The 25,824-nt window shown below is 63.8% G+C and carries 28 protein-coding genes and 1 tRNA gene; 13 read left to right on the forward strand and 16 right to left on the reverse strand.

What is annotated here, in order from left to right:
* Nucleotides 1–70 precede the first annotated feature (70 nt).
* Entirely contained in the window at nucleotides 71–388 is a 318-nt protein-coding gene (locus G572_RS0100740; RefSeq protein WP_029056855.1) for an integration host factor subunit alpha, read from the forward strand.
* Nucleotides 389–418: 30 nt separating this feature from the next.
* Nucleotides 419–1,087, forward strand: coding sequence for a MerR family transcriptional regulator (locus tag G572_RS0100745; protein ID WP_029056856.1), 669 nt, complete (start codon nucleotides 419–421; stop codon nucleotides 1,085–1,087).
* 54 nt (nucleotides 1,088–1,141) lie between these two features.
* Here G572_RS0100745 and G572_RS21870 read toward each other — a convergent pair whose 3' ends face one another.
* Nucleotides 1,142–1,561, reverse strand: coding sequence for a c-type cytochrome (locus G572_RS21870; RefSeq protein ID WP_051241394.1), 420 nt, complete (start codon nucleotides 1,559–1,561; stop codon nucleotides 1,142–1,144).
* Between the two features lie 205 nt (nucleotides 1,562–1,766).
* On the opposite strand from G572_RS21870, the gene G572_RS0100755 reads away from it, so the two are divergent.
* From G572_RS0100755 to G572_RS0100760, 3 genes are all read left to right on the forward strand, one after another.
* Nucleotides 1,767–1,976: a hypothetical protein gene (locus G572_RS0100755; protein WP_029056857.1), complete on the forward strand. Its 210-nt coding sequence runs from the start codon at nucleotides 1,767–1,769 to the stop codon at nucleotides 1,974–1,976.
* A gap of 291 nt (nucleotides 1,977–2,267) precedes the next feature.
* On the forward strand, nucleotides 2,268–2,414 hold the full coding sequence (locus G572_RS26130; RefSeq protein ID WP_156884434.1) for a VOC family protein: 147 nt from the start codon (nucleotides 2,268–2,270) through the stop codon (nucleotides 2,412–2,414).
* 353 nt (nucleotides 2,415–2,767) lie between these two features.
* Nucleotides 2,768–3,484 (forward strand): hypothetical protein, encoded by a 717-nt coding sequence (locus G572_RS0100760; protein WP_156884435.1) that lies wholly within the window; start codon nucleotides 2,768–2,770, stop codon nucleotides 3,482–3,484.
* Here the strand turns inward: G572_RS0100760 and G572_RS0100765 are convergent.
* The 6 genes from G572_RS0100765 to G572_RS0100790 all read right to left on the reverse strand — a co-directional run bounded on the left by G572_RS0100765 (nucleotide 3,408) and on the right by G572_RS0100790 (nucleotide 9,095).
* The gene (locus G572_RS0100765; protein ID WP_029056859.1) at nucleotides 3,408–3,917 is read right to left on the reverse strand and encodes a hypothetical protein; all 510 of its coding nucleotides are present in this window, start codon (nucleotides 3,915–3,917) and stop codon (nucleotides 3,408–3,410) included. The genes G572_RS0100760 and G572_RS0100765 overlap by 77 nt on opposite strands.
* A gap of 233 nt (nucleotides 3,918–4,150) precedes the next feature.
* Nucleotides 4,151–4,227 (reverse strand) — tRNA-Pro (locus tag G572_RS0100770).
* 101 nt (nucleotides 4,228–4,328) lie between these two features.
* Nucleotides 4,329–5,600: an O-antigen ligase family protein gene (locus tag G572_RS0100775; RefSeq protein ID WP_156884436.1), complete on the reverse strand. Its 1,272-nt coding sequence runs from the start codon at nucleotides 5,598–5,600 to the stop codon at nucleotides 4,329–4,331.
* Nucleotides 5,597–7,147, reverse strand: coding sequence for an undecaprenyl-phosphate glucose phosphotransferase (locus G572_RS0100780; protein WP_029056861.1), 1,551 nt, complete (start codon nucleotides 7,145–7,147; stop codon nucleotides 5,597–5,599). Before G572_RS0100780 ends, G572_RS0100775 begins: the two co-directional genes overlap by 4 nt.
* Before the next feature lie 19 nt (nucleotides 7,148–7,166).
* Complete coding sequence (locus G572_RS0100785) at nucleotides 7,167–8,405, reverse strand: glycosyltransferase (RefSeq protein ID WP_029056862.1); 1,239 nt, start codon at nucleotides 8,403–8,405, stop codon at nucleotides 7,167–7,169.
* 132 nt (nucleotides 8,406–8,537) lie between these two features.
* Nucleotides 8,538–9,095: a polysaccharide biosynthesis/export family protein gene (locus tag G572_RS0100790; RefSeq protein WP_051241395.1), complete on the reverse strand. Its 558-nt coding sequence runs from the start codon at nucleotides 9,093–9,095 to the stop codon at nucleotides 8,538–8,540.
* A gap of 171 nt (nucleotides 9,096–9,266) precedes the next feature.
* Between G572_RS0100790 and G572_RS21875 the strand changes: the two genes are divergently transcribed.
* The gene (locus G572_RS21875) at nucleotides 9,267–11,477 is read left to right on the forward strand and encodes an exopolysaccharide transport family protein (protein WP_037544970.1); all 2,211 of its coding nucleotides are present in this window, start codon (nucleotides 9,267–9,269) and stop codon (nucleotides 11,475–11,477) included.
* An 88-nt stretch (nucleotides 11,478–11,565) separates the two neighbouring features.
* Here G572_RS21875 and G572_RS0100800 read toward each other — a convergent pair whose 3' ends face one another.
* Nucleotides 11,566–12,792: a GNAT family N-acetyltransferase gene (locus G572_RS0100800; RefSeq protein ID WP_169391267.1), complete on the reverse strand. Its 1,227-nt coding sequence runs from the start codon at nucleotides 12,790–12,792 to the stop codon at nucleotides 11,566–11,568.
* Between the two features lie 191 nt (nucleotides 12,793–12,983).
* On the opposite strand from G572_RS0100800, the gene G572_RS0100805 reads away from it, so the two are divergent.
* On the forward strand, nucleotides 12,984–13,997 hold the full coding sequence (locus G572_RS0100805) for a polysaccharide deacetylase family protein (RefSeq protein ID WP_169391268.1): 1,014 nt from the start codon (nucleotides 12,984–12,986) through the stop codon (nucleotides 13,995–13,997).
* On the opposite strand, the gene G572_RS21880 is transcribed toward G572_RS0100805, so the two are convergent.
* On the reverse strand, nucleotides 13,972–14,229 hold the full coding sequence (locus G572_RS21880; RefSeq protein ID WP_051241397.1) for a DUF2842 domain-containing protein: 258 nt from the start codon (nucleotides 14,227–14,229) through the stop codon (nucleotides 13,972–13,974). The genes G572_RS0100805 and G572_RS21880 overlap by 26 nt on opposite strands.
* Nucleotides 14,230–14,383: 154 nt before the next feature.
* Here G572_RS21880 and G572_RS21885 point away from each other — a divergent pair, with 154 nt between their 5' ends.
* On the forward strand, nucleotides 14,384–15,478 hold the full coding sequence (locus tag G572_RS21885; RefSeq protein WP_051241398.1) for a COX15/CtaA family protein: 1,095 nt from the start codon (nucleotides 14,384–14,386) through the stop codon (nucleotides 15,476–15,478).
* 76 nt (nucleotides 15,479–15,554) lie between these two features.
* Here G572_RS21885 and G572_RS0100820 read toward each other — a convergent pair whose 3' ends face one another.
* From G572_RS0100820 to G572_RS0100850, 6 genes are all read right to left on the reverse strand, one after another.
* Nucleotides 15,555–16,844, reverse strand: a complete 1,290-nt coding sequence (locus G572_RS0100820) for an O-acetylhomoserine aminocarboxypropyltransferase (protein WP_029056866.1) — start codon at nucleotides 16,842–16,844, stop codon at nucleotides 15,555–15,557.
* A 171-nt stretch (nucleotides 16,845–17,015) separates the two neighbouring features.
* Nucleotides 17,016–18,077 carry a succinylglutamate desuccinylase/aspartoacylase family protein gene (locus tag G572_RS0100825; protein ID WP_037544972.1) on the reverse strand — a complete coding sequence of 354 codons (1,062 nt, stop codon included), beginning with the start codon at nucleotides 18,075–18,077 and terminating at the stop codon, nucleotides 17,016–17,018.
* The gene (rimK, locus tag G572_RS0100830) at nucleotides 18,074–18,979 is read right to left on the reverse strand and encodes a 30S ribosomal protein S6--L-glutamate ligase (RefSeq protein WP_029056868.1); all 906 of its coding nucleotides are present in this window, start codon (nucleotides 18,977–18,979) and stop codon (nucleotides 18,074–18,076) included. Before rimK ends, G572_RS0100825 begins: the two co-directional genes overlap by 4 nt.
* The gene (locus tag G572_RS0100835; protein ID WP_208978989.1) at nucleotides 18,976–19,527 is read right to left on the reverse strand and encodes an ATP-dependent zinc protease family protein; all 552 of its coding nucleotides are present in this window, start codon (nucleotides 19,525–19,527) and stop codon (nucleotides 18,976–18,978) included. Before G572_RS0100835 ends, rimK begins: the two co-directional genes overlap by 4 nt.
* Nucleotides 19,528–19,711: 184 nt before the next feature.
* Complete coding sequence (locus G572_RS0100845; protein WP_029056870.1) at nucleotides 19,712–20,245, reverse strand: CoA-binding protein; 534 nt, start codon at nucleotides 20,243–20,245, stop codon at nucleotides 19,712–19,714.
* Nucleotides 20,246–20,282: 37 nt separating this feature from the next.
* Nucleotides 20,283–21,086: an enoyl-CoA hydratase gene (locus tag G572_RS0100850; RefSeq protein WP_245566133.1), complete on the reverse strand. Its 804-nt coding sequence runs from the start codon at nucleotides 21,084–21,086 to the stop codon at nucleotides 20,283–20,285.
* 159 nt (nucleotides 21,087–21,245) lie between these two features.
* Between G572_RS0100850 and G572_RS0100855 the strand changes: the two genes are divergently transcribed.
* The 3 genes from G572_RS0100855 (at nucleotide 21,246) to rpsI (ending at nucleotide 22,830) form a co-directional block, all read left to right on the forward strand.
* Entirely contained in the window at nucleotides 21,246–21,659 is a 414-nt protein-coding gene (locus G572_RS0100855; RefSeq protein ID WP_037544975.1) for a PaaI family thioesterase, read from the forward strand.
* A 224-nt stretch (nucleotides 21,660–21,883) separates the two neighbouring features.
* Complete coding sequence (gene rplM / locus G572_RS0100860) at nucleotides 21,884–22,351, forward strand: 50S ribosomal protein L13 (protein ID WP_029056873.1); 468 nt, start codon at nucleotides 21,884–21,886, stop codon at nucleotides 22,349–22,351.
* Nucleotides 22,352–22,353: 2 nt separating this feature from the next.
* Complete coding sequence (gene rpsI, locus G572_RS0100865) at nucleotides 22,354–22,830, forward strand: 30S ribosomal protein S9 (RefSeq protein WP_037544979.1); 477 nt, start codon at nucleotides 22,354–22,356, stop codon at nucleotides 22,828–22,830.
* A gap of 93 nt (nucleotides 22,831–22,923) precedes the next feature.
* Here rpsI and G572_RS0100870 read toward each other — a convergent pair whose 3' ends face one another.
* Nucleotides 22,924–23,346, reverse strand: a complete 423-nt coding sequence (locus tag G572_RS0100870) for an Lrp/AsnC family transcriptional regulator (RefSeq protein ID WP_029056875.1) — start codon at nucleotides 23,344–23,346, stop codon at nucleotides 22,924–22,926.
* 183 nt (nucleotides 23,347–23,529) lie between these two features.
* Between G572_RS0100870 and rocF the strand changes: the two genes are divergently transcribed.
* Both rocF and rocD read left to right on the forward strand, forming a co-directional pair.
* Nucleotides 23,530–24,483, forward strand: coding sequence for an arginase (gene rocF / locus G572_RS0100875; protein WP_037545472.1), 954 nt, complete (start codon nucleotides 23,530–23,532; stop codon nucleotides 24,481–24,483).
* A 62-nt stretch (nucleotides 24,484–24,545) separates the two neighbouring features.
* Nucleotides 24,546–25,757 (forward strand): ornithine--oxo-acid transaminase, encoded by a 1,212-nt coding sequence (rocD, locus tag G572_RS0100880; RefSeq protein WP_029056877.1) that lies wholly within the window; start codon nucleotides 24,546–24,548, stop codon nucleotides 25,755–25,757.
* The last annotated feature ends 67 nt before the right edge of the window (nucleotides 25,758–25,824 follow it).

Genomic DNA, 25,824 nt, shown 5'->3' on the forward strand with positions numbered 1-25,824 from the left:
CCAATACGCTTGTCGGCAAGAATGACTATCCCTATTTCCGCTAGGGCAGGTGCTCGGCCAAGGAGGGACCATGGGCGGCAAGACAATCACACGGGCTGACTTGTGCGAAGCTGTATACCAGAAGGTCGGTCTCTCCAGATCCGAGTCATCGGAACTGGTGGAAAAAGTCCTATCAGAGATTGCGGATTGTCTTGTTGACGGTGAATCTGTGAAGCTCTCCTCGTTTGGATCCTTCGTTGTTCGCTCCAAGGGCGAACGCATCGGCCGCAATCCGAAGACCGGCGAGGAAGTACCGATCCTTCCGCGCCGTGTCATGGTCTTCAAACCGTCGAACGTTTTGAAGAAGAAGATCAACGAGACGATGATCGGGCCATCCGGCGACGATTGAATTCCATTGCGACGATAGACTGGTAAGTCCGTGTCGACCGAAAAAAGCCCAGACGCCTTCCGCACGATCAGCGAGGTCGCCGAGGATCTCGATCTTCCGCAACACGTCCTCCGGTTTTGGGAAACCCGCTTCAGCCAGATTCGTCCCCTGAAGCGCGGCGGCGGACGGCGTTACTATCGTCCCGACGACATCGATCTGCTGCGCGGGATCCGCCACCTCCTGTATGGCGAGGGCTATACCATCAAGGGCGTGCAGCGCATCCTGAAGGAACAGGGTGCGCGCTTCGTCATGCAGGTCTGGCGCGAGGACGGCCTTCCGCTCGCGGCTCTTGCCGCCCAGGTGGCCGGCGCCGACGAGGGCGTGGCCTCTCCGCCTTCGAAAGGTTCGGCGCCGGCGAACGCGCGGTCCGCTCCCGATCGCAGGACGAAGACGCAGCAGGCGAGTGGCGAGACAGGGAGCGCCGCTGCATCGGTTGCCGACGAACAGGACGCGGATCTCCCGCGCGGCATTCTTCCAGACGCTGTGGAGGGCGGTGAACCGGCCCAGGCGCGTGCCGGCCTTCGGCTGATGGAGCGACTGCTCGGCGAGCGGGTCGAGGTCGCCGCCTCCGGAAACCTTTCCAAGGACGACATCCGCCGGCTGCAGGCGACGCTGTTTGAGCTTCTGGAGTGCAAGCGCATCCTGGATCAGGCACGCTGACAACGGCTGCCGGGCGGTGCGCGGGCCGGCGAGGGCGGCTTGCCCCTCGGTCCGTCAATGCGCGTCGATGATGTTCAACTCGATTGCAGCGTTCCGGTCCGCATGGGCGCGGATCTCCTCGGTGGTGAGATCCGCCGCAATGGCGCTCATGACGTCGTCGGTCCGCTTTCCAAGGCGAAACGCCTTGAGCTGCGTATCGATGTAGATTGCACTTTCACTTGCCAGATTCGGCACGTTCCCGAGCTGGCCGACCCCCTCCGCGCCGTGACATGCGGTGCAGGCCTGCGGTGCATCGTCGACGGATACGCCCGCAGGAAGTGCGGTCTCCACCTTGTGCGCAAAGGACCAGGCCGGAAGATCGGCGATCGACTGATCGTCGAGGCTTTTCGCAACCACGCTCATCATCTCGCGGGTGCGCGTGCCCTGGCGAAAGGCTTTCAGTTGCTTTTCGAGGTAAGCGGCCGGTTCGCCCATGCGGACGTCGGTGGCGCGACGAAACCCGCTGCTATGGCGAAGGCGGGAGCTGCCGTTTTCGAGCGCCCGGCGCGAAAGAAAGAACTGGTCGCGGTTGCCGTCTCCTTGTAGAACCTGAAGCTATTGGGGGTGTGTGCAAAAGCCATCGGTGTTTGAAATTGAGAAGTTCTTGCCAGGCTTGATGATTGTGCAGGAGTGATTCTACGTGAGCGAACGCGATATCGAGGAAGTCCTGGTTGGGGAAGCGGTTCTGACCGCTTGCGAAAACAGCGAGCTCGCGGAAGAAAACAACCTGCAGGCGGTCGCGCTCGCAATGGCCGCCTATGCCAGGACATACGATATTTCCGACAAGGCGGTGGAAGACATGGTCGCCCGCGCCATTGCAATCATGGGCAATATCAAGAAAACCCAGTGACGTGCACGGCGTGTCCCGAGACCGTCGTACGCCGGTTTGACATGCAGCAATCTTTTGCATTTTGGGCGCCTATGGAGCGCTGCCGCATCCTGGCGTCGTTGCGACGTCGGCCGAACCGGTCCCTCTTCGAGATGTTCGCTTCCCCGACATCTGCGGATGGAAACTCCCTGTCGCGTCAAACAATATCCCGGCATCTTTCCATGCTGGAGCGGGCCGGATGGCTCGAGAGTGCCTGGAAAGGGCGCTCAAAGGCACATGCCGTGAGCCTGGAGCTGCTCCGCCACGCTTGCCGTGTTTGTCGAGGATCGGGCGCGAGCGCTTGAGTTCTACCCCGGCAAGCTGGGGTTCAAGCTCAAGAAGGATATCCCGCTCGGAAAACATCGTTGGCTTCGTATATGGCTGTCCTGGACGTCCCTTGCGGGAACCTCGTCCGGTTGATCCAGGTAGAGGGCGGATAGGGCGTCGGGAATGACCGAAACGCCCCAAACACTGCGCCGGCCGGCGGAGGAAGAAAGGCTCGGGGTCTCTCCCGTTCGGAGCGGATCACCTGTTGCGTCCCCGCCATTTGGGAGCGGCGAAAAGGGGGCGGGCTTGCTTCCCCAGCGGAGCCTCACCTGTGGCGAGCCGAAATAAACACATCGTGGACACACCGCTTGCCGCTTGGAAAGGATGCGTGCCGTCCGGGCGGGATTTGTGATCCTCTCATTGGCTTTTTTAACAGTCCGCATTGACGTAAGCCGATTCCGGCCGTCGAAAAGGTCCGTTACCACCAATGATTTAGGGATTGGATCATGACAATCGGACCTCTCAAAACGGATGTCTTCGCCAGGGCCAGGGACATTCTGTCGGCAAGACTTAATGAAATGGATCTGGAATACCGGGTCGATGTGGACTTTCGCGCCATCGTTCACAATATCGAAGCTTCTGGAAAGCATGTAACGGAGCATTTTCAGCTCCAGCATTTTGAGTTCAACCGGGAAGACAGCTTCTGCCTGACGCTCCTCCACGAGGGCCGGCCCGTGGTGTTCTACTGTTCGCAAGTGTTCGACACTGGCGACATGTCCTTTCTGGAGCATCACCGAAACCGGCTGGCCCGGTTCTATCGCCCTTACGGGGAGGATTTGCTGGATGAGACCTGGTCGTGCAAGCCGATGGAGGAAATCCGGGGGCGTGTCTGCTATTCGGGAGAGGCGCTGACAGCGGAATCCTTCCGATCCACGGGCAAGTCCCGGCGCGCGCTTGCCCTTGGTGCGCAGATCTCGCTGTTCTTGTCGATGATGTCGTGGGCGCCGGACTGGTCGGTCGGGCTGGCGCGGGACAAGCATGTCCGGCTTGGGCTCGGGTATATTTATGGCGCATGCCGCCAATATCCGCTTGCCACCATATGGCACGATCCGGCCCCGGGGCGCATGCAGGACGACGCCTTCCTGGTCAGTTCACGCGCGGACGCGCTGTATCTGGCCGAATGTGTTTCGCGCGCCAGTCGTCTCGCGGAAGCGTCAGATTGACCAGCGCAAATGTTTCCGGGGCAAACTTCACCGGGACGATGATCCGGTAATAGGCAACGTGGAGCGGGGAGGTCATGCCCGGAGGCGTGACCTCCATCTCCACTTCGTCGCAAACCGCGCGGCCGGTCGATGCAATCGCAAAACCGGCGGCGACGGACGCCTCGAACCGTGGATCTGCCTGGCGGATTGCGGCCGCCTGATCCGCGCCGAACTTGCCGCCCATGACTTCGTGAATGAAGGAGCCGCGGCCGAGATAACCGATTTCCGGAATGCGCTCGCCGTCGGTTTCCGGGCTCAGGAACACCTGGCGAGCGAAATGCGGCATGTCCGCGCGCATCGTGCCGTCGGTCTCGATCCACCACCTGTGAAACGTGTCGATCGCCGCGCCGGCCTGTCCGCGCAGGGCGGTCGGTGGCATTTGCTTGATCCGCATCGCATCCTCCCCGCGCTACGCCCCTCAGGTGCGCTCCATTTAACGTCCCTGGAGGTCCGGTGACAACAAAGGACATGAAGAAAATCGGGTAAGATTTGGTTGCATAAGAGATTTTAATTGCAACCGAAGGCAACGGCGCGATGCCGGAGTGTGCCTGGGCCACGTGCCCGCAACGGGCGCCGTGGTTCACGGCAACCGGTTTTCAGGTCGAGGATCGACGGAATTGGAAAAAATGGTCGGGCAGGCCGGATTTGAACCGACGACCCCTTCACCCCCAGTGAAGTGCGCTACCAGGCTGCGCTACTGCCCGACTGTCCGGCACGCCGAACCCGCTCTTCCTAACCGCTTCGCGCGGGGCGCGCAAGCGCTTCCCGACGGATCGCAAGCGGCTGTTGGGGATTGTCGGTTCGCTCAGCCCGAGACGGCCCGGCGCGCCCCGTCGCGCCGGCGGGCCCGCAGGCTGTATTCGGCCGCGATCAGCCCCCAGGCCAGCCCGTAGAGCAGATAGAGATGCCGCCAGCGATCAGTGTCGATGACGAAGGACATCAGCATGTGGCCGAGCAGAACCACGAAGATGCATTGCGCCGCGCCCTGCCACACCCGCGGCTGAAACACCAGGCCGGCGAGCTGCTTTGCCGTGAAGAACACCAGCGCGAGATAGGCGACGCCGCCGAGCCAGCCGTATGTGGTGAACGCCTTGAGGAAGGTGTTGTGTTCGTCCTCGGGGAAGAAGTTGCGAAACTGAAGCGGACCGAGACCGAATGGATGATCGACCACCATCTGGAAACCGAGTGCGTAGCGCGCGAAACGCCCGAGGCGGGCGGTGTCATAATCCTGCACCAGCTTCGCGCGCTGCAACAGCATTCCAGAAATGGAATCGACCGACAGGGCGACGACGATCATCGCTATGACCGCGAGGATGGCGGCGGCCCCAATCGCCAGAAGGCGCGCGCGTTGCCGCCCGTCGGTTGAGGTGATGAAAACCAGCGCGTAAATGCCGATGCCGGAAAAGGCGGCAAGCCCCCAGGCGGCCCGGGAGAAGCTGAGAAGAATTGCGAAACTGAGCAGGGCGAGGGCCGCGGCCGGCCAGAGCATCCGGCGAAACGGGCGGGTCAGCACTCCGTGCAGCAGGAAGGCCCAGGGCAGGGCGAGGAACGGCCCGAAAACATTGGGATCCTGAAATGTGCCTTTCGCGCGGCCGTAGAGCGTGAAGACCTCGCCGGGCAGCAAGCCGAAATAGCCGCCGATCCCGGTCAGGGCGACGACAAGCGCGCTCGCGGTATAGGCCTTGCGCACCGTATCGAGACGTGCCGGGTCAGCGGCGATCACCGAGGCATAGAACACCGTGGTGAGCGCCAGAAATCCCGTCACCGCGATATAGAGGATCGCCTCGCCGAAGTCGTCGGACATCAGTGTGGCGATCAGCCCGCCGGTGACGAACAGCGTGATGATCAGCACAAGCGGCGCGAGTGCGGTTGCAAAGCGCGGACCGCTCAGCAACCAGCCGCTGATCACGACCAGCATCGCCAGCTCGTAGGGGGCGGGCTCGTTCAGCACGAAGCCGCCCAGAAAGACCACGACCCAAAGCGCGACGGTCGCGACGGAGGATGCGGCAAGGCCGGGGCCATGCCGCATCGTCGCAGCTGTCGCCGGGAAGATCCCGGGGGGCATGGTCGTGCTCAATAGGCGTTCTCCGTCTTCAGCAGTGCAAAGGGCGTCTGGAAGAGGATGCGCAGGTCGAACAGGATCGACCAGTTCTCGATGTAATAGACGTCGTACTCCACGCGCTTTTCGATCTTCTCGGGCGTGTCGACCTCGCCGCGCCAGCCGTTGATCTGCGCCCAGCCGGTGACGCCGGGCTTGACCTTGTGGCGGGCGAAATAGCCGTCGACGACCTCGTCCCACAGCTTTTCGTCGGTATGGGCGTTCACCGCATGCGGGCGCGGGCCCACCAGCGAGAGATCGCCGCGCACCACATTGAAGAGCTGCGGCAATTCATCGATTGACGTGCGCCGGATGAAACGGCCGACCCTGGTCACGCGCGGATCGTTCTTGGTGACGACCTTCTTGGCGAGCGGATCCGCCATCTCGTGATACATCGAGCGGAACTTCAGCACGTCGATGACTTCATTGTTGAAGCCGTAGCGCTTCTGGCGAAAGAGCACGGGTCCCTTGCTCTCCATCCGGATCGCGACGGCTGTCGCCACCATCACCGGCGCGAGGAGAACGATCATCAGGCAGGCGAAAACGAGATCGAAAGCCCGTTTCGCAATCGAGTCCCAGTCGGCCATCGGCTTGTGGACGACGTCGACGAAGGGAACCGTCCCGATGAAGGAGGACGCGCGGTCGCGGAAGCGCAGCTTGTCGGTATGGGCCGACAGGCGGATGTCGACCGGCAGCACCCACAGCGTCTTGAGGAAGTCCGCAAGCCGCTTTTCCGCGCGCAGCGGGATCGTCACGATCAGCATGTCGATGCGGGCCACCCGGGCGAATTCAACGAGATCGTTTACGGTGCCGAGCTTCGGATAACCGGCGACAACCTCCGGCGAACGCGATCCCTTGCGGTCGTCGAACAGGCCGCAGATGCGAATGTCGTTGTTCGGCTGGCTTTCGACCTCGTGGATGAAGTCGGCAGCCGCCTGGCCGCCGCCGACGATGACCGCCCGACGTTCCAGCCGGCCGTCCTTCGTCCACTTGCGAACGAACAGCGAAACCGCGAAGCGGGCGGTGAGCAGGGTGGCAAGGCCGAAGCCGAACCAGATCGAGAAATGCGCATCGGCAATCCCGTCGAGCAGGCCGCCGAAGGTCTTGATCATCAACAGCGCCGCGAACACCAGCGTCCAGGCGATGGTCGTGCGTGCGCCCTGGGAGATGATGTTGCGCATCACCGGCAGCTGGTAGCAGTCGGCCGCCTGCAGGAAGGTCGCGGTGAGAAGCAGTGCGATTCCCAGGGCTGCAAGCACATCGGTGGTTGCGGTCTGGCCGCTGAACCCGCCCGTCACCGAGACAAGACCGATCGTGGCGACGATCGCGATGTCGGTGAGTCGGACAAGTCCGCTCAAGACCGCCGGCGAGATCACCGACTTTTGAAGGCTGGCGGCCACCTCGAGCGCGCGGGGCGAAAGCCCCCCGGCCTGCGAGCCGCCACCGCCGGCGATCTGGGATTTGTCCTCGGATGCGGCAGCCGGCAAGACGTCTTTGAGGAGTTGTGCGGAATGATTCTGGGTCATGGTCTGTGCGTTTCCCCGCTCAATCCGAATCGCCGGACGGCGATGTCTTGTTTCGGGCAAGAACGGCGGTTGACCCCATTACGGGTGTTTCGGCGCTTCGCGACGGGGAGGATTGGCCGCGTGCGGCGCGTGTTTCCATGTAGAGCGACGTGATACGGTCGCTCATCAGCTCGACGTTGAAGGTTTCGGACAGGCATTTTCGCTGGCCTTCCGCGCGCTTGCGCATGCCATCCGGGTCCGCATGTGCAGACGCCATCGCCGCGGCCAGCTCCGTCACGCACCCCGGGGTCACGAGGCGGTCCGCGAAACGACCGAAGATTTCCGGAATGCCTCCGACGCGGGTCGCGATCAGCGGGACCTGCGCGGCAACGGTCTCCAGCACGATGTAGGGCATGGCCTCCGCGCGGGAGGGAACGACGACGCAGCGCGCCTTGCGGAAGGCCTCGCGCGCGGGCAGGGCGCCGGTGAAGGTCACGTGATCGGACAGGCCGAACTCGGCAACCATCGCCTCGTAGCGCGGCCGGTCGTCGCCATCGCCGACAATCCGCGCACTGGCGGTGACACCGTAGATCGACTTCAGGTCGCGCAGGGCTGAAATGAAGAGATCCGGTCCCTTGAGATCGCGCAACATGCCGATGAACAGGAAGTCGGCCGCGTCCTCGTCGGCGGAAACTGCGGAAAACTCGTCCGGCGTCAGGCCGTTGTAGACGACGCGCGCTGGAATCGAGGGGTGGGCGACCTTGGATTCATAGGCCGCGTATTCGTAGTCGGACACGAAAACAAGACCGTCGGTGAAGCGCTGCTGCAGGCGCTCGAGCCCGAAATAGATCCGCCCTTCCAGCCGGGTCGGATCGTAGTGCAGGCTGCCGCCGTGCGGGCAATAGATTCGCGTCACCTTGCGGCCGCCCAGCCGGAGCACCGAGCCGATGGCGCGCGCAAAGACGCCGCCCTTGGCGCCATGGCCATGCAGGACGTCGGGCGACAGGTCACGTACATGGCGGTACAGGCTGAGGGCGGAACGCAGGTCGCCGGGGGTGACCTGTCGGCGCATCGGGAACCGGGCGACCCCGAAGGCGAGCTGCGGGGCGAGCCGGGCAATCGCCTCCGCCTCGAATGCGCCGCCCGTGGAGGCATCGCAAATGACGCCGACCTGATGGCCGGCACGGGTCTGGGCGAGGGCGAGATCCGCGATATGGCGAAAGATCCCGCCGATCGGCGCTCGAACGATATGAACGATGCGCAAGGGCGCGGTAGCCATGAGAAACTCCCTGTCTCTAGCTTGCGCACGCCTGAATTATGACTTCAGGTCATGCACGCCAGACACTAACAGGGAGCAGTGAGTCTCAGGTTAACTCAACAAGCGCCGGCCAAGCGGGCCGTGCGTCGGCGATCAGAAGAATCGCTCGCGGACGTAGACCGTGTCGCCTGGGCGCACCGGATCGGTGATCGGAACGCGTCCGCTGAGAACCTCGCCGTTGATCTGGCGCGTGATATCGACATTGCCTTGCTGGGCCCGGGGCGAGAATCCGCCGGCGGTGGCGATTGCGTTTTGGGCCGTCATGCCCGCAACATAGGGGTACTGACCGGCATTGGTAACTTCACCCATGACAAAAACCGGGCGGTACACCGCCACTTCAACCGACACGTCGGGGTCGCGTAAGTACCCGTTTTTCAAGCGTTTTGTGATGGTTGCCTCGAGATCGCGCAGCGTCAGGCCACGCGCGGCGACACTGCCGATCAGGGGCATCGAGATATAGCCGGCCTGGTCGACGGTGTAGGTGTTGTTGAGGTCGGCCTGTCCGAAAACGATGACGCGCAGTTGGTCGCTGGAATCAAGCCGGTACGGCTTGGTGAGGATCTCGTGGAATGCCGTTGGCGGCTGACGATAGCCGCCGCAGGCGGCGACCGTAAGGGCCAGACACATGGCAATGGCAAGGCGCGTAATCATACTGAACTCCCGAAGAGGCTGACCCAGTATTTCCCGCAACGTGGTTAACTTGCGGTGAATCCGCCGGGATCATTTTGGACGAACGTGTTCACTGGCTCTTGAGAGTGCGGTTAACGGTCCGCTTACCATAATGCGCGCACACTCCTTGCATGGTTCCTGGGAGTACAGCGAATGACTGAGCCGCACGTACATGACGCGGATGAAAGGGTCGAGATCGACCTGTCTGCTCTGGCCGGTGCCCTCAAGCGGGCATTGCGGTGGCTTCTGCCGTTGTGTGTCGCCGTCGCCATTGCAACCATTGTCCTCCTCCAGTTCGTTCCCTCCAAGTACCGCGCCGAATCCAAGGTGCTGATTCAGACCTCCGACGCCGTTTATCCCGGCGATGTGCGCGGGATCGAGGAAGAGCGGGCGCTGCTCGACAATGAGGGTGTCGCCAGCCAGGTCGAGCTCCTGATGTCCCGCGATCTGCTGCGTCGGGTAGCGCAGCGGCTGGATCTCGCGTCCATTCCCGAATTCGAGGCCGGACCGAAATCGAACCTCTTTCGCGACGCGCTGGTTGCCCTTGGACTGATGCGCGATCCCGGGCGCAATTCTCCCGAAGAGCGTGTGCTCAAGGTTTTCTACGAGAATCTGGAAGTCTACAGGGTCGACGGATCCCGAGTGATTTCCGTCCGCTTCACCTCGCGGGACCCCGAGCGGGCCGCGCGTGTCGCCAATGCGCTGGTCGAGGAATACCTGGACCTTCAGTCGTCGGTGAAACGCGAGACGACGGATTTCGCCGCGACCGCGCTTGAGCCGCAAATCGAGCGCATGCGTCAGGAAGTCAAGGAAGCACAGGAAAAGGTCGAGGCCTTCCGGTCGATGGCCGGCCTGTTGCTGGGCGCGGACAACCAGACCCTCGACCAGCAACAACTTGGCGAGATCGGGACCGAGCTGTCCGACGCCCGCGCCGCGCAGTCCCAGGCCGAAGCACGTGCCAATCTCATCCGTCGGCAACTTGACAGCGGCGCGTCGCTCGACAGCGTGGCCGAGGTGATCAACTCGCAGCTCGTGCAGCGTCTGCGCGAACGCCAGGTCGAATTGCAGTCGCGGATCGCCGAGTTGTCGACGACGCTGTTGCCCAATCACCCGCAAATCCGGGCGCTGCGCTCGCAGCTTGCGGATATCGAGCGCCAGATTCGCAGCGAGGCGTCAAAGATCGCCGCCGGTCTCGAGAACGAGGCCCGCGTCCAGCAGGATCGCGTTGCCTCGCTCACGGCGACGCTCGAGGAATTCAAGACGCGGGCGGCAAAATCGAACGAGGAACAAATCCGCCTCCGCGAACTGGAGCGCGAAGCGCAGGTCAAGGCGACCCAGCTCGATCAGCTCATGACCCGCTACCGCGAGGCCGACACCCGTCGCAATGCCCCGCAGCTCGGGGCGGATGCCCGCGTGATCTCGCGTGCAACGGTGCCGTTGGAGCCTTATTCGCCAAAGGTTGTGCCGATTGCCTCGGTCCTGACCTTTGTTGTGTTCATGTTGGGCAGCCTCTGGGCAATCCTCGGGCAGTTCCTGTCCGGTCGGGCCTTCCGTCATCTGCCCATGGGCGCGTCCGAGCCGCCGGCCGCCGCCGCCATGCCGTCGACGGCTGCGCCGGGCTACCGATCCGCACAAGGCGGTTCTGCCGGGAGCGGGTTCGATCATGACTGGCAGACAGCCGGGCAGACGGCCGACGACGAACCTGTCGGCGACACGCTCGACACGTCCGGTCAGGACATCGCCCCGGTGTCCGCGCCGCGGTCCACGACCGATGCCGCGGTGCCCGTCCCGTCGCCGGTCGCGCCCCCGGCTCTCGACCACCTGCGTCCGCGCCGGGTTGCCGTCCTGAGCGTCGACAGCGACGAGGTTGCACAGGAAGTTACCTTCCGTCTCGTGCGCGAGGCGGCGGAAGAGGGGATCATGCCTCTTTTCCTGGAGGTTCGTCCCGATCTTGCGGATGCCGAAGCCGTGCCGGGGTTTGCCGAACTGCTGGAAGGAACGGCATCCTTTGCCGGCGTCATTTATCGCGATGCAGCCTCGCGCGCCCATGTGATCGAATCGGGGCGCCGGCTGATCGACGACGATCTTGCCGAGGCTGGACGCTTCGAGATGCTGATGGACGCCATCGATCACACCTACGATCAGGTCTTCTTCGATCTCGGCCTGATCGACGATTCCCTGATCAGCGCCCAGATTCTCGCCATGGCCGACCAGGTGGTGGTTGCAACGGGCGGGTCGCCGGCAGGGCCTGAACTGGAGGACGCGCTCCGCATGCTGGAGGACCAGACGGGCGCGCCCGTTGCGGTGGAATCGGTGCAGCGCAAGGGCGAGACCGCGCGCCGGCACCCGGACATGGCTGCCTGAGGCGAGGCCACGCCTTCGCGTTCACGAAAAAAGGCCCGTCGCATGACAATGCGGCGGGCCTTTGTGTATCGACCGTACTCCGGGCGGGTCAGGCCTTGAGCTTGCGAACCTTGCGCACCAGTCCCCAAAGCCTTGGCGAGCTGCGGATCCGCCGCTTGATCCGGCGCAGCGCCTGGATGGCCGACGAGGCGATCCGTCCCTTGGTCGACACCGGCACCTCGACGTCCATCAGGAGCTCCTTGTCGGCCCATGCGGTCTTGTAGCGCTCCGCGCCGAGCCCGAAGTCGAAGGTTGTCGCACCGAGCGCGCAGGCGTCGGCAATCACGGCGTTCAGCAGGAGGTCTCCGGGGCTGTGGTTGGCGATGCTTTCGCAGATGCTGTTGGTATAGGCATGAAACCGCCCGAACCGCATGCCCGACAGATAGGTCGCGCGAACGGTGCCGTCGATCAGCAGCGCATGGATCATGAAACGGTCGGAGCCGTCGGCGAGGGCGCGTTGGAGCTGATCCTCCAGGAATGCATGGGCATCGGCGTGATGAAACACGTTTGGAATGCCGTGCGATGCCTGGCGGGCGCTGCGTTGCGCCACAAGTGCGTGAAGGAAATGCGATGCGGTCGCCGCATCGACCGCGCGTTCATAGCGCAAGGCGCCGGTTTCGGAGAGCTTGCGTTCCTTCGCGCGCAGTTTCTTGCGTGCGCTGGCGCTGCGTCTGGCGCGATAGATCGTCTCGAAGTCCGGGGACAGCGGAAAGGCATGGATCGAATTGAGGCTTTCGATGGCGTGCTGGTCGATCAGCGGATGGATGCGCTCGTCGATCGTTGAGGGAACGTATTTCAGGTCAAAGAGGTCGACCCCGTGCGCCCGGCCCAGCTCGACCAGCGCCTTGTGCAACGAATGGGTGTGAATGCCGGCAAGAATGTCCTTGCGCCAAAGTCCGCTGTTCTGGTTGCCGTGGAAGTCACCGAGAAACCGTCCGATGGTAAAAGTGCCTTTTGCCTTCCCGGTCAATCCGAGCGGGAGCAGGAAAGCAGGTTCGCCCCGGATTTCGCCGACCACGATCAGGGCGCGGATGCCGCGCGGTCGGCCCACGAGCCGGTACCAGGACGACAGCCAGTCATAGGTGGTGAACAGGGTGCCGAAGGCATTGATTTCCAACGCTCGCCATTCCGCCTCGACCTCGGCCGGATCGGATGCTGCGCGGATGACGAACTCTCCGGATTCAAGCATGGCATCCAGTCTCATGGCTTCCAGGTCCATCTCTTCCCAGTCGTGCGACTGGAACAGGTCTGCGGACCGGGCGAGGGCGTTGGACATGTGCTCAACCTTTGAAAACACCTGCCGGAGCATCGGCTGGCCTCTACTACAATCTTGAATAGCAAGGAGTTCTAAAGAAAACGTCGATAGGGTCGAGCCGATTGCACTCGGAATCGGTTTCGCAAATGGACATGCGACGGCAAATGTTGGCAACGGGGTGTCGCCTCCTGCATTCAAGCGGGATGGGACGGTTGCTCGCGCCGCTCACCGGTCATCGCGGTCTGGTGTTCACCCTGCACAGCGTCCGTCCCCAGAGCCGGATGCACGGATTTGCGCCGAACCGGCATCTCACCGTAACTCCGGAGTTTTTGGAACGCACCATCGTGCAGGCGCGCGCGGCGGGGCTGCGCATCGTCTCGCTCGCGGAAGCACTCGATCATGTCGAGACCGACGATCCGGCGGCCCAGCGTGTGTGCGCCTTCACATTCGACGACGGATATCGCGACAATCTGATCCATGCCTATCCGGTGCTGCGAAAGCACGAAGTACCCTTCACCATCTTCGTGACCTCCGGTTTCGTCGACCGTAGCAGCGAGATCTGGTGGGAAGCCCTGGAACGGATCGTGCGGGGGGCCTCGTCCATCGAAACGCCGATCGGCGAGCGCATGCGAACCCTGGATGCAAGCACCCGGGACGGGAAGGTCCGCATCTACGACCGGCTGCTGCACTGGTTTACCAAGGAGCTGGGCGAGGAGTCCCAACGGGTGGAGCTGCGCAGGCTTGCGGCGGTTCACGGGCTGGACCTTGCCGCGCTCGCCGATGAGCTCATTCTGGACTGGGACGAGTTGCGCAGCTTGTGCCGCGATCCGCTTTTCACGGTCGGTGCGCACACGCACAATCATTTCGCGCTGGCGCGCCTGTCGCGCACGCGCATGCAGGACGATATCGCAGCCGGACTGGAAAGGCTTGCCGCCGAGCTCGGCGTGACGCCGCAGGTCTTTGCCTATCCCTACGGTTTCGAGGCGGCGGTCAATCACCAGTCGCAGGAGGTCGTCTCGCAATTCAACTTTCGCGCCGCCTTCACCACGCATCCTGGCATGCTCGAAAGGAAAGCGGATCGCTTCGCGATGCCGCGGGTATCGATGAACGGCTATTTTCAGGATGCCGCGATCGTTTCGCAATATCTCAACGGCGCGCCGTTTCCGATCTACAACATGCTGCGCAGGATCCGGGACGGGGTCAGTCTGCGTCGGACGTGTTCGTAAGCGCCTGCGCCCGCGCCTTGGCCTCGAGCCGCTCCGGCTTGTCCATCCACCACATGATCGCGCCGGCCGGGATTGTCCACAACAGGCCGGCCACGGCGAAATAGAGAAACTGCACGCCCGTCGGACGGTTCTGCATGGTCATGTCGCCGATCACCATCGCCACGAAGGCATAAACGATCACGAAGACGACGAGCATGATCATTCCGATGAATTTGCGCAGGCGAGGGGGCATGGCGTTCTCCGTTGCGGGGCGTGTGGCGTGGGGATGTGTCACATCACAGGCATTCGTCAAGCCCTTGCCAAGCGCCCGTGCCGCCTATAACCGACCGTAGTGTTCCGGTGACCACCCGCCGGGCGGCCCGTTTTTCCCTGCGAGCGATCAAAGCATGAGCGACGTTCCCTTCGATACCTCTCTTTCCACCGGACCTTCCAGCGAAAAAATCTCGCGCGACCGCCGTGCGATCCGGATCTGGCTTTATGCGATGTGCTTGCTGGTTTTCGCGATGATCGTGGTTGGCGGTGCGACACGGCTGACCGATTCCGGCCTGTCGATCACCGAATGGGAGCCGATCCACGGCGTGATCCCGCCGCTCTCCGTCGCGGAATGGGAGGAGGAGCTGGAGAAATACCGCCAGATCCCCGAATACCAGCTCGTCAACAAGGGCATGTCGCTCGCCGAATTCCAGTTCATCTACTGGTGGGAATGGGGCCACAGGCTGCTCGGACGGGTGATCGGCGTCGCCTTTTTCGTTCCGCTGGTTTGGTTCTGGGCACGCGGTCGCGTCGAGCGCGGGTTGCTGCCGTGGCTCGTGGGCGGTTTCGTGCTTGGCGGGATGCAGGGAGTGATCGGCTGGTGGATGGTCGTCTCGGGCCTGGCCGACCGGGTCGATGTCAGCCAGTACCGGCTTGCCACCCATCTGACACTTGCCTGTCTGATCTTCGCCTATCTGTTCGGACTGGCGCGCTATCTCGCGCTGATCCCGGCCACGGTGCCCCGGCCCGCGATGAAAAAGGGCGCCTACACCGGCGCCGCCGCTGCAATCGTCGCGCTGTTGTTCGTGCAGATCTTTCTCGGTGGCCTGGTCGCCGGGCTGAAGGCGGGCCTGGCCTTCAACACCTGGCCCTTGATGGACGGGGCCTTCATCCCAGCCGGGCTGTGGACGATGACGCCTGTGTGGCTCAATCACTTCGAGAGCGTGCTGACCGTCCAGTTCCAGCACCGCATGACCGCCTATGCGCTTGCAATCGCCGCCGTCTGGCTTTGGGTGTCGGTGATGCGCAACCCGGCCGCGCGACACCTCGCGACGGCCGCGCCGGTGCTCGTTCTCGCCATTTCCGTCCAGATGGTGATCGGGATCGCGACCCTGCTCGGGCAGGTGCCGTTCTGGCTGGCACTGGCACACCAGGGCTTCATCGTTGTCGTGATCGCGGCCTGCATCGAGGTCTGGGCGCGGGCCCGCTTCGCGGCACGAGCCGTTTAAGACGCCTGCAGCCTACGAATGCGAAACAGGCCGGGCATTGCCCGGCCTGTTTGCGTCTTGTCTGAGACTGTCTTGCTCAGCCGTCGATGGCGGCCAGCGCCTGCTCGAGATCTGCGATGATGTCTTCCGCGTCTTCCAGGCCGATCGACAGGCGCACCACGTCGGACGTTGCACCGGCCGCCCCGCGCTGCTCTTCGGTGAGCTGCTTGTGGGTGGTCGAGGCCGGGTGGATGATCAGCGAGCGCGTGTCGCCGATATTGGCGAGATGCGACAGGATCTGGCAGTTGGTCACGACGGCAACGCCGGCTTCATAGCCGCCCTTGACGCCGAAGGTGAAGACCGCGCCGCCGCCCTTGGGCATGTATTTCTGCTGCCGCTCGTGGTTGGGATCGCCCGGCAGGCCGGCGTAGGACACCCAGGCGACCTTGTCGTGGCCCTGAAGGAATTCCGCCACCTTCTGCGCATTGTCGCAGTGGCGCTGCATGCGCAGCGGCAGGGTCTCGATGCCGGTGAGCAGCATGAAGGAGTTCATCGGCGAGATCGCCGGGCCGAGATCGCGCAGGCCAAGCACCCGGCAGGCGATGGCGAAGGCGAAATTGCCGAAAGTCTCGTGCAGCACCATGCCGGAATACTCCGGGCGCGGCTTGGAGAGCATCGGATAGTTTTCGGTGGAGGACCAGTCGTAGGTGCCGCCGTCGACCAGAACGCCACCCATGGAGTTGCCGTGTCCGCCCATGAATTTCGTCAGCGAGTGCAGCACGATGTCCGCGCCATGCTCGATCGGACGGCACAGGTAGGGCGTCGCCATCGTGTTGTCGACGACGAGCGGAATGTTGTGCTTGCGCGCGATTTCCGAAATGGCCGCGATGTCGGTGACGACGCCGCCGGGATTGGCGAGGCTCTCGATGAAGATTGCGCGGGTCTTGTCGTTGATCAGGGCGTCGAAGCTCGCCGGATCCGTGGCGTCGGCCCACTGGACCTCCCAGCCGAAGCTCTTGAACGAATGGTTCAACTGGTTGATCGATCCGCCATAAAGCTTGTTGCCTGCGACGATGTTGTCGCCCGGCGTCATCATCGCATGGAAGGTGAGGAGTTGGGCGGAGTGCCCGGACGCGGTTGCAAGCGCTGCCGTGCCGCCCTCTAGCGCTGCCACGCGCTCTTCCAGCACCGCCGTCGTCGGATTGGTGATGCGGGTGTAGATGTTGCCGAAGGCCTGAAGGCCGAACAGCGAGGCGGCATGGTCGACGTCGTCGAACACGAAAGAGGTCGTCTGGTAGATCGGCGTCACCCGCGCCCCGGTGGACGGGTCGGGCTGGGCGCCCGCATGGATGGCGAGCGTCGAGAAACCGGGAATGCGGTCGGACATGAAATTCTCCTCAATCGACAAATGTCGGAAAGCCGGCGGCATACTGGCGCAAGGGGGGAAGCGCGTCAAAGCAAAGCGCGGTCGTTTTCCTCAGTCGGATTAGGATCAGATACTTTCGTCACCGCGCATTTTGTGACGAAGACAGCTTCCATCCCGATGAGCGCCTGCGTCTCAGATGATCTCGTCTTCATCGAACAGCGGATCGCGGCCGATTTCCTCGTTTAGACTGGCGAGCGCGGGCTCCGCGTCGCCCTGGGCAACGCGCATCACATGGAACAGGGCGTCGCCCTCGTTGACGATCGGAAGATTGGTGCGGCCGATGATCAGCCCGTCCGTCGTCGCCGCGACCGGCCGGTCCCGTTCGCCGAAGGGATCGGAAACGATGCCAAGGACATCGCCCTCGCAAACACTGTCGCCGATGGTCTTGAAAGCGCGCAACAGCCCGCCCGCGGGGGCGCGCAGCCAGGTGGTCGAGCGACCGCGCAGCGACGCGAGCTTGGGGCGCGTCACTCCTTTCGGACCGACCATGCCCAGCCTGCGCATGACGCGCAGGATGCCGCTGACCCCCACGCGCACGGCGAACTCGTCGAACCGCAGCCCTTCGCCGGCCTCGTAGAGCAGGATGTCGACATCGTGCTTTTGCGCGGCCTGGCGCAGCGATCCGTCGCGCAGCGGCGAGACCAGCAGGACAGGTGCGCCAAAGGCTTCGGCCAGCGCCAGCGTTTCCGGCCGGGTCGGCGAGACGCGGATCTGCGGCAGGTTTGTGCGGTGGATGGCGGCCGAATGCAGGTCGATGCCGACATCGGAGCGCTCCACCACCTCCGACATGAAGAGCTGCGCCAGCCGCGCGGCGAGCGATCCGCGCGCGCTGCCGGGAAAACTGCGGTTGAGATCGCGGCGGTCGGGCAGATAGCGCGAGTGGTTGTGAAACCCGAAGGTGTTGACGATCGGAACCACCAGAAGCGTGCCGCGCAGGCTGTCTAGGCTGTCGATCGACAACAGCCGGCGCGCGATTTCCACGCCGATGATCTCGTCGCCGTGAACCGCGGCGCTGACAAACAGCGTCGGCCCGGGGCGCGCGCCATGCACGACATGGACCGACATCGAGACCGGCGTGTGATCCGACAGAACGCTGACCGGCAGGTCGACGGTGCGCCGCGTTCCGGCTTCGACCGTAAAGTCGCCGATCTCGAACGGCGGGCGGTCTTTCCGTTTCCGGCTGTCCGTGCTCACCCCTTGCCTTTCGTGCGTGTCTTGCCGGGCTTCGCGCTTTTCTCGATGAACTGGATGATCTTGCCGGCGACGTCGATGCCGGTTGCCTTTTCGACGCCCTCCAGGCCCGGCGACGAATTCACCTCCATGACAACCGCGCCGTGGTTGGCGCGCAGCATGTCGACGCCGCACACGTTCAGGCCCATCGTCTTTGCCGCGCGGATCGCGGTCTGGCGTTCCTCGGGCGAAATCCGGATGGCCTGGGCGCTGCCGCCGCGGTGCAGGTTTGAGCGGAATTCTCCTTCCGCGCCGGTGCGCTTCATCGCCGCGATCACCTTGCCATCCACGACGAGTGCGCGAATGTCGGTGCCGCCGGCTTCCTTGATGAACTCTTGCACGAGAATGTTCACGCCCGCGCCGCGAAACGCCTCGATGACGGATTTCGCCGAACGGTCGGTGTCCGCAAGCACCACGCCGATTCCCTGCGTGCCTTCCAGGAGCTTGATCACCAGCGGCGCGCCGCCGGCAAGCTTCAGCACCTCTTCCGTCTGGCGCGGATCGTGGGCGAAGGTCGTGACCGGTAGGCCGATGCCGTCGCGGGCGAGCAGCTGCATGGAGCGCAGCTTGTCGCGTGAGCGGCCGATGCCGACGGATTCGTTGAGTGGGAAGACACCCATCATCTCGAACTGGCGCAGCACGGCCAGTCCGTAGAAGGTCACCGATGCGCCGATGCGCGGGATGACCGCGTCGTATTGCGGCAGTTTTTCGCCGTTGTAATAGACCTCCGGCCGTCGCGAGGCGATGTTCATGTAGCATCGCAGCGTGTTGACGATGTCGATCTCGTGGCCGCGTTCCTGCGCGGCCTCGACCAGTCTGCGGTGCGAATAGAGGTCCGGGTTGCGGGCCATCATGACCATTTTCATTGAACGTCTCCCGGTAAACCGGCGGGCGGAATAGCGCGTCCGGTCAAGACAGGCGGCTGCGGCGAGCCTGCCACGAAGGATTTGCCGGGATGCACGAGCACGCCGCGGCTGCGGATCGCCGTGCGTCCCAGAATGATGTCGAACTCCATCTGCTCGCGATTGGCGAGGGAGAGGTCGATCCGCCAGTGATGCCGGCCAAGCAGCAGGGTTGTGCGAATGATTCGTCGGCGTTCGGGGATACCGCTGGTGTTCTTGATGTCGCGTTCATCGATCAGCGGGGCCTCGACGGGAATGTCGCGATGCTTGCTGGAGGCGGGCACCCTGAAGCGCACCCAGGTCCGGCCGCCGCGGTCGAACACCTGCTGGTCGACGGCATGCAGGGCCGAGGTGCGTGCGCCGGTGTCGATCTTGGCCTTGATTTCCGGGATGCCGATGTCCGGCAGCGCGACCCATTCGCGCCAGCCGATGATATCGGTCACCCGCTTCGGCCGGGGCGTGGAGCCCTCCGGCGGCGCCCCTTTGCGGGGCTTTTTGGAAACAATCGTCACGCGAACAGTCTCACAGTCATTGTTTCAAGGCGGACAGGTCGGCGCACCGTGCCATGGCGACACAGTGCACGGCGCTCATGGCTTGCGTCAAATCCGCAAGCCGCGTGCGGTCGAACGCCACCGTTCCGGCCCGCATTCGTTGCGGTGCCCGGGCGGGGCTTTTCCGCGCTGGTGACGATGAGGGTCAGTTGTCTGACGGCTTTCCGCCCAACCCGCGATGCTGAAAGCCGGCCTTCAGGTTCGGGCGTTTGGAGGAGAGCATGCGCGAGTTGACGCCCGTCCAGCCGATCTCCCCGGACAGCCGCCCGTATTCGATCTTCGGGCAGCGGTCCATCACCACCTTGATGCCGGCCTCTTCGGCCAGGCGTGCCGCCTCGTCGTTGCGCACGGAAAGCTGCATCCAGATCACCTTCGGCAGCGGCTTGAGCGTCATCGCCTCCTGCGTCACACCCAGGGCAGCCTCGGAATTGCGGAAGATGTCGACCATGTCGATCGGTTCCGGCACATCGGCCAGAGACCCGTAGACCGTCTGGCCGAGGATTTCCTTGCCCGCCTGACCCGGATTGATCGGAAACACGCGGTAGCCCTTGGAGAGCATGTATTTCAGCACGAAATAGGACGGGCGCACGGTGTTGGCGCTGGCGCCGACCATGGCGATGGTCTTCGTCGTGTCCAGAACGTCGCGAATGAAGGCGTCGGAGTAGCTGTCGTGGGTCACGGATGGCGCTCGTGCAGGCTGGAAGGGGAGGGGACGTCTATTCGCCCGTCCAGACGGGTTCGCGCTTTTCGATGAAGGCGCCGATGCCTTCTTCCGCGTCGCGCGCCATCATGTTGTCGACCATGACCTGCGCGCAATGGCGATAGGCCTCGTCGAGCGGCATTTCGGCCTGCCGGTAGAAGGCTTCCTTGCCGATCTTCAGCGTAAGCGGCGACTTGGAGGCGATGGTGCCCGCGTATTTCGCGACAACCTGTTTCAGATAGGCCTGCGGCACCACCCGGTTGACCAGCCCGAACTCGCGCGCCGTGCTTGCGTCGATGATCTCGCCGGTGAGCAGCATCTCCATCGCCTGCTTGCGCGAGACATTGCGCGACAAGGCCACCATCGGGGTGGAGCAGAACAGGCCGATGTTGACGCCGGGCGTGCAGAAGCGCGCATCCTCGCTGGAAATCGCCAGATCGCAGGACGCAACGAGTTGCAGGCCTGCGGCGGTCGCCACGCCGTCGACTTCGGCGATCACCGGCTTGGGGTGGGTGACGATGGTCTGCATCAGATGCGCGCAGCGGGTCATCACCTCGGCGTAATAGGCCCGGCCGCGATCGGCGTGGTCGCGCGCCGCCGTCATTTCCTTGAGATCGTGGCCGGCGCAAAACACATTTCCGGTGGAGCACAGCACGATCACGCCTGCCTCCGGGTCGTCGCGGGCGGCATCGAGCGCACTCTGCAGCGCTTCCATCATTTCTTCCGACAGCGAATTCTTTCGCTCCGGCCGGTTCATGGTGAGCGTGAGAACGCCCCCCTGGCGGGTTTCAACAAGCGGCGGCTGTGTGGCGCTGTCCATGGCGGCTCTCCCCATAAGGCGAATTGGCCCCTTTATAACGACAAGCCTCGCGGTCAGAAAGCGGGAAGCATAACATCATGATGCTTGTCGCCTCTTTGCCCTTCCGTTAACGAGAAGGGAAGATCAGTTCGGGGGGGAGACGGTCGCTTGCAGCCAGTGATGACGATAGCGCAGCTTGAGGATTTCATCGATCGCGAGTTTCCGCAGGTTCACGCCGACGGGCGGATTTACGCAATCCGCGAGGTCAGCGAGGGCTGCGCCGTCATGTCGGTTTCGCCGCAGGAGAGGCACCTGCGCCCCGGCGGCACCATTTCCGGCCCCACGATGATGACGCTGGTCGACCTCGCGGCCTATGTGGTGATCCTGGCCCATATCGGCCCGGTCGCGCTTGCGGTCACGACCAATCTCAACATGAACTTCCTGCGCAAGCCCGGGCCCGGCGATCTCGTCGCCACCTGCAGGCTCCTGAAGCTCGGCAAGCGGCTCGCCGTCGTGGAATGCGCGATCACCGGCGCGGATGGCGGCGACCCGGTCGCCCACGCCACGGCGACCTATTCGATCCCGCCGCGCTGACTCAGTCCGATTTCGTGTGGTAAAATGATACCGTTTTTTCAAGGTATTGATTTCATTATATAATTCACGTCGCATGTCGAATTATGTGGATTGACAGTCTTCGCCGCCGGGCGTAAACACCCTGTCGACAGCACGCGGTCCCGGTTCGGGGCTGTTTTGCATGGCATTCGGGCCGGTTTCGCCGCCAGGCGTTGTCCGGTCCACGACAAACACGGATCGCACCCATGAAGACCTACTCCGCCAAAACGGCCGAGGTCGATAAGAAGTGGATCTTGATCGACGCCGAAGGCGTTGTCGTCGGCCGTCTGGCCGCCTTCATCGCCAACACGCTGCGCGGCAAGACCAAGCCGACCTTCACGCCTCACATCGACTGCGGCGACAATGTCATCGTCATCAACGCCGACAAGGCCGTTCTGACGGGCAAGAAGCTGACGGACAAGAAGTACTACTGGCACACCGGATATCCCGGTGGCATCAAGGAGCGCACGGCGCGCGCGATCATCGAGGGCAAGCACCCCGAGCGCGTTCTTGAGCAGGCCGTCAAGCGCATGATGCCGGGCGGGCCGCTGAGCCGCACCCAGCTGAAGAACCTCCGGATCTACGCCGGTTCCACTCATCCGCATGAGGCACAGTCGCCGGTTTCGGTCGACTTCAAGTCCGTGAATGCGAAGAACGACGGGAAGAGGGCGTAATCATGGCTGAGCTTCAGTCCCTCGAAGACCTGGGCGGCGCCATCGGCACCGTCGAGGCGGAAGCCCCGGTGCATGTCCAGAAGCTTGACTCGCTGGGCCGCGCCTATGCCACCGGCAAGCGCAAGGACGCCATCGCGCGCGTCTGGATCAAGCCGGGCACCGGCAAGATCATCATCAACAAGAAGGACTTCTCGGAGTACTTCGCACGCCCGGTGCTGCAGATGATCCTGCGCCAGCCGATCGTGCTCGTTGATCGCGATGGCCAGTACGACGTGATCGCCACGGTCGCCGGCGGCGGTCTGTCCGGCCAGGCCGGTGCGGTTCGTCACGGCATCTCCAAGGCGCTGACCTACTATGAGCCGGAGCTTCGCGGCCTGCTCAAGAAGGAAGGCTTCCTGACGCGCGACAGCCGCGTCGTGGAGCGCAAGAAGTACGGCCGCCGCAAGGCTCGCCGGAGCTTCCAGTTCTCCAAGCGCTGATTTTCAGCCTGCTTGTTGCGATTTCGAACGGCCCGCCTCTGGCGGGCCGTTTTCGTTTGGGCGGGCTCTTCTGTCCGCAGCGCGGACGCGGTCTCAGCCCTTGCGCGCCGACAGGAGTATGCTCGTCTCCGAACTGGCGATGCCGTCCATCGTGCGCACGCTCGACAAAAGCCGGTCGAAAGCCTCCAGCGTATCGGTTTCCAGTTCCGCCACGACATCCCAGCGCCCGTTGGTGGAATGCAGCCCGCGCACTTCGGGAAACCCGTACAGTCGGCGGATGATCGCGTCGGTGCGATGCCCCTCGACCTCGATCATCATGATCGCGCGCACCCGCCCGCCCGCTTCCGCGCTGCGCAGACGCACGGTGAACCCCTGAATGACGCCGCTGTCGATCAGCCGGTCGATGCGCGCCTTCACAGTGGCGCGCGACACCCCGAGATCGGCGGCCAGCGAGGCGACGGGCAGGCGGGCATCGTGCCGCAAGAGCGCGATCAACCGGCGGTCGAGATCATCCATGTTTGTCACTTTGCTAGATTGCATCTGCCATATTGCTCAAATTCCATATCGAAAGTGTCGATAAACCGACTTTCCGTCAACGCCCCGCACGCGCATCCTCCGCATCGGTTGCCTTTGTCCGTGTGCAAAACGGACCGGTTGCCCCTGTGCGCGGTGCCGGACTGCGAAAGGAAAGATGTGTCGATGCCCAATCAATTGAAACGACCGATCGCCCTTTTGGGTGTGCCGCTCGAGGCGGGAACGGGACGACGGGGTGCGGCCATGGGGCCGGCGGCGCTGCGCGTCGCCGATCTGGAAGGGCGCCTCTCCGCGCTTGGGTGGCCGGTGGAGGATCTGGGCGACCTCGCGCCGCTCGACAAGGCGTCGGTCGGGCCGCTTCGTCTCGAAGGGGCGGCCCATTTTCCGGAAACGGTTGCCGCCTGGGTCCGGCCCCTGTGCGAGCGGGCCCATGACATTTCCGCCGCCGGGAATCTGCCGATCTTTCTCGGCGGCGACCATTCGCTGTCGATGGGGTCGGTAAGCGGGGTCGCCCGGCACTGGCAGGAAGAGGGCCGTCCGCTGTTCGTGCTCTGGCTCGATGCCCATGCCGATTTCAACACGCCCGAGACCTCGCCGTCGGGCAACATGCACGGCATGTCGCTGGCGCTCGCAGCCGGAGAGGCAACGCTGGCGCCCGTCATGGGCGACACGCCGCGGGCCACCGTCGCGCCGGAGCGCATGTGCGTTTTCGGAGCCCGGTCCATCGATCCGGGTGAGCGCCGCCTGCTGCGCGAGCGTGGCGTCACCGTCTGCGACATGCGCCAGATCGATGAGAACGGGGTATCTGTCCTGATGCGGGAATTCCTGAACAGGATCAAATCGGAAAACGGCGTTCTTCATGTATCGCTGGATGTGGATTTCCTCGATCCCGAGATTGCTCCGGGTGTGGGAACAACCGTTCCCGGCGGGGCGACCTATCGCGAGGCGCATCTTGTCATGGAGTTGCTCGAGGATGCCGGCGTCACCGTCTCGCTCGATGTGGTGGAGCTGAACCCGTTCCTCGACGAGCGCGGCCGCAGCGCCATCGCCCTTGCGGAACTGGTGGCGAGCCTCTTTGGCCAGGACGTCATGGACAGACCCACGCAGGCCTTTGCCTGACAACCCGCGCGCCTGCGCCGCAACAGGCCTTCACAGACGACCGATCATCCCGGGAGAGACACATGAGCCGCATGCCGGAAGACTATATCGCCGCCGAACACCTTCTCGGCGCGCATAACTACAAGCCGATCGACGTGGTGCTGTCGCGGGGCGAGGGCGTCTGGGTCCACGATGTCGACGGCAACCGCTATCTCGATTGTCTGGCGGCCTATTCCGCCGTCAACCAGGGGCACTGCCATCCGGTGATCCGCGACGCGATGGTCGCCCAGGCCTCGAAGCTGACGCTGACCTCGCGCGCCTTTCGCAACGACCAGCTTGCCCCGCTCTACGAGGATCTCGCCCGCCTCACCGGCGCACACAAGATCCTGCCGATGAACTCGGGCGCGGAGGCCGTTGAAAGCGCCGTCAAGGCGGTGCGCAAATGGGGCTATGAGGTCAAGGGCGTCCCGGAGAACAAGGCCGAGATCATCGTCTGCGACAACAATTTCCACGGCCGTACGCTCGGCATCGTCGGCTTCTCGACCGACCCGGCGGCGCGCACCGGGTTCGGCCCCTTCGCACCCGGGTTTCGCGTCGTTCCCTTCGGCGACGCGGCGGCGCTTGAGGCGGCGATCACGCCGAACACCGTCGGCTTTCTGGTCGAGCCGATCCAGGGCGAGGCCGGCATCCTGATCCCGCCGGCGGGCTATTTTGCGAAGGTGCGCGAGATCTGCACGGCCAACAATGTGACGCTGATCCTCGACGAGATCCAGACGGGCCTCGGGCGCACCGGCAAGCTGCTGGCGGAAGAGCATGAAGGGATCGAGGCAGATGTGACGCTCGTCGGCAAGGCGCTGTCGGGCGGCTTCTACCCGGTGTCGGCCGTGCTTTCCAACTCCGAGGTCCTGGGCGTGTTGCAGCCGGGCGAGCACGGCTCGACCTTTGGCGGCAATCCGCTTGCCTGCGCCGTGGCGCGTGCAGCCCTCAAGGTGCTGGTCGAGGAGGGGATGATCGAGAATGCGGCCGTCGTCGGCGATTACTTCAAGGAGGGCTTGTCGCGCATCCGCTCGAATGCGATCCGCGAGGTGCGCGGGCGCGGGCTGATGCTGGCGGTCGAGCTGCATCCGGAAGCCGGCGGCGCGCGCGCTTATTGCGAGGCGCTGCGAGGCGAGGGGATCCTCGCCAAGGACACGCATGATCACACGATCCGCATCGCGCCGCCGCTGGTTCTGACCCGTGACGATGTCGACTGGGCCCTGGAACGCTTCGACCGGGTGCTGACCCGCGGGCAATGACGCAGGTCTCCGGCCTTGCACCGCGCGGTCCCGCGCCCTAAGCACTGGGGGGCGAAAGGGAGTTCTT

The organism is Stappia stellulata DSM 5886, assembly GCF_000423705.1.
GTDB lineage: Bacteria > Pseudomonadota > Alphaproteobacteria > Rhizobiales > Stappiaceae > Stappia > Stappia stellulata.

Coding starts and splice junctions, on each gene's coding strand:
- G572_RS0100740 (WP_029056855.1), top strand. CDS start 71: ATGGGCGGCAAGACAATCACACGGGCTGACTTGTGCGAAGCTGTATAC.
- G572_RS21870 (WP_051241394.1), bottom strand. CDS start 1,561: ATGGGCGAACCGGCCGCTTACCTCGAAAAGCAACTGAAAGCCTTTCGC.
- G572_RS0100760 (WP_156884435.1), top strand. CDS start 2,768: ATGACAATCGGACCTCTCAAAACGGATGTCTTCGCCAGGGCCAGGGAC.
- G572_RS0100765 (WP_029056859.1), bottom strand. CDS start 3,917: ATGCGGATCAAGCAAATGCCACCGACCGCCCTGCGCGGACAGGCCGGC.
- G572_RS0100780 (WP_029056861.1), bottom strand. CDS start 7,147: ATGACCCAGAATCATTCCGCACAACTCCTCAAAGACGTCTTGCCGGCT.
- G572_RS0100785 (WP_029056862.1), bottom strand. CDS start 8,405: ATGGCTACCGCGCCCTTGCGCATCGTTCATATCGTTCGAGCGCCGATC.
- G572_RS0100790 (WP_051241395.1), bottom strand. CDS start 9,095: ATGATTACGCGCCTTGCCATTGCCATGTGTCTGGCCCTTACGGTCGCC.
- G572_RS21875 (WP_037544970.1), top strand. CDS start 9,267: ATGACTGAGCCGCACGTACATGACGCGGATGAAAGGGTCGAGATCGAC.
- G572_RS0100800 (WP_169391267.1), bottom strand. CDS start 12,792: ATGTCCAACGCCCTCGCCCGGTCCGCAGACCTGTTCCAGTCGCACGAC.
- G572_RS21880 (WP_051241397.1), bottom strand. CDS start 14,229: ATGCCCCCTCGCCTGCGCAAATTCATCGGAATGATCATGCTCGTCGTC.
- G572_RS21885 (WP_051241398.1), top strand. CDS start 14,384: ATGAGCGACGTTCCCTTCGATACCTCTCTTTCCACCGGACCTTCCAGC.
- G572_RS0100820 (WP_029056866.1), bottom strand. CDS start 16,844: ATGTCCGACCGCATTCCCGGTTTCTCGACGCTCGCCATCCATGCGGGC.
- rimK (WP_029056868.1), bottom strand. CDS start 18,979: ATGAAAATGGTCATGATGGCCCGCAACCCGGACCTCTATTCGCACCGC.
- G572_RS0100850 (WP_245566133.1), bottom strand. CDS start 21,086: ATGGACAGCGCCACACAGCCGCCGCTTGTTGAAACCCGCCAGGGGGGC.
- G572_RS0100855 (WP_037544975.1), top strand. CDS start 21,246: ATGACGATAGCGCAGCTTGAGGATTTCATCGATCGCGAGTTTCCGCAG.
- rplM (WP_029056873.1), top strand. CDS start 21,884: ATGAAGACCTACTCCGCCAAAACGGCCGAGGTCGATAAGAAGTGGATC.
- rpsI (WP_037544979.1), top strand. CDS start 22,354: ATGGCTGAGCTTCAGTCCCTCGAAGACCTGGGCGGCGCCATCGGCACC.
- G572_RS0100870 (WP_029056875.1), bottom strand. CDS start 23,346: ATGGATGATCTCGACCGCCGGTTGATCGCGCTCTTGCGGCACGATGCC.
- rocF (WP_037545472.1), top strand. CDS start 23,530: ATGCCCAATCAATTGAAACGACCGATCGCCCTTTTGGGTGTGCCGCTC.
- rocD (WP_029056877.1), top strand. CDS start 24,546: ATGAGCCGCATGCCGGAAGACTATATCGCCGCCGAACACCTTCTCGGC.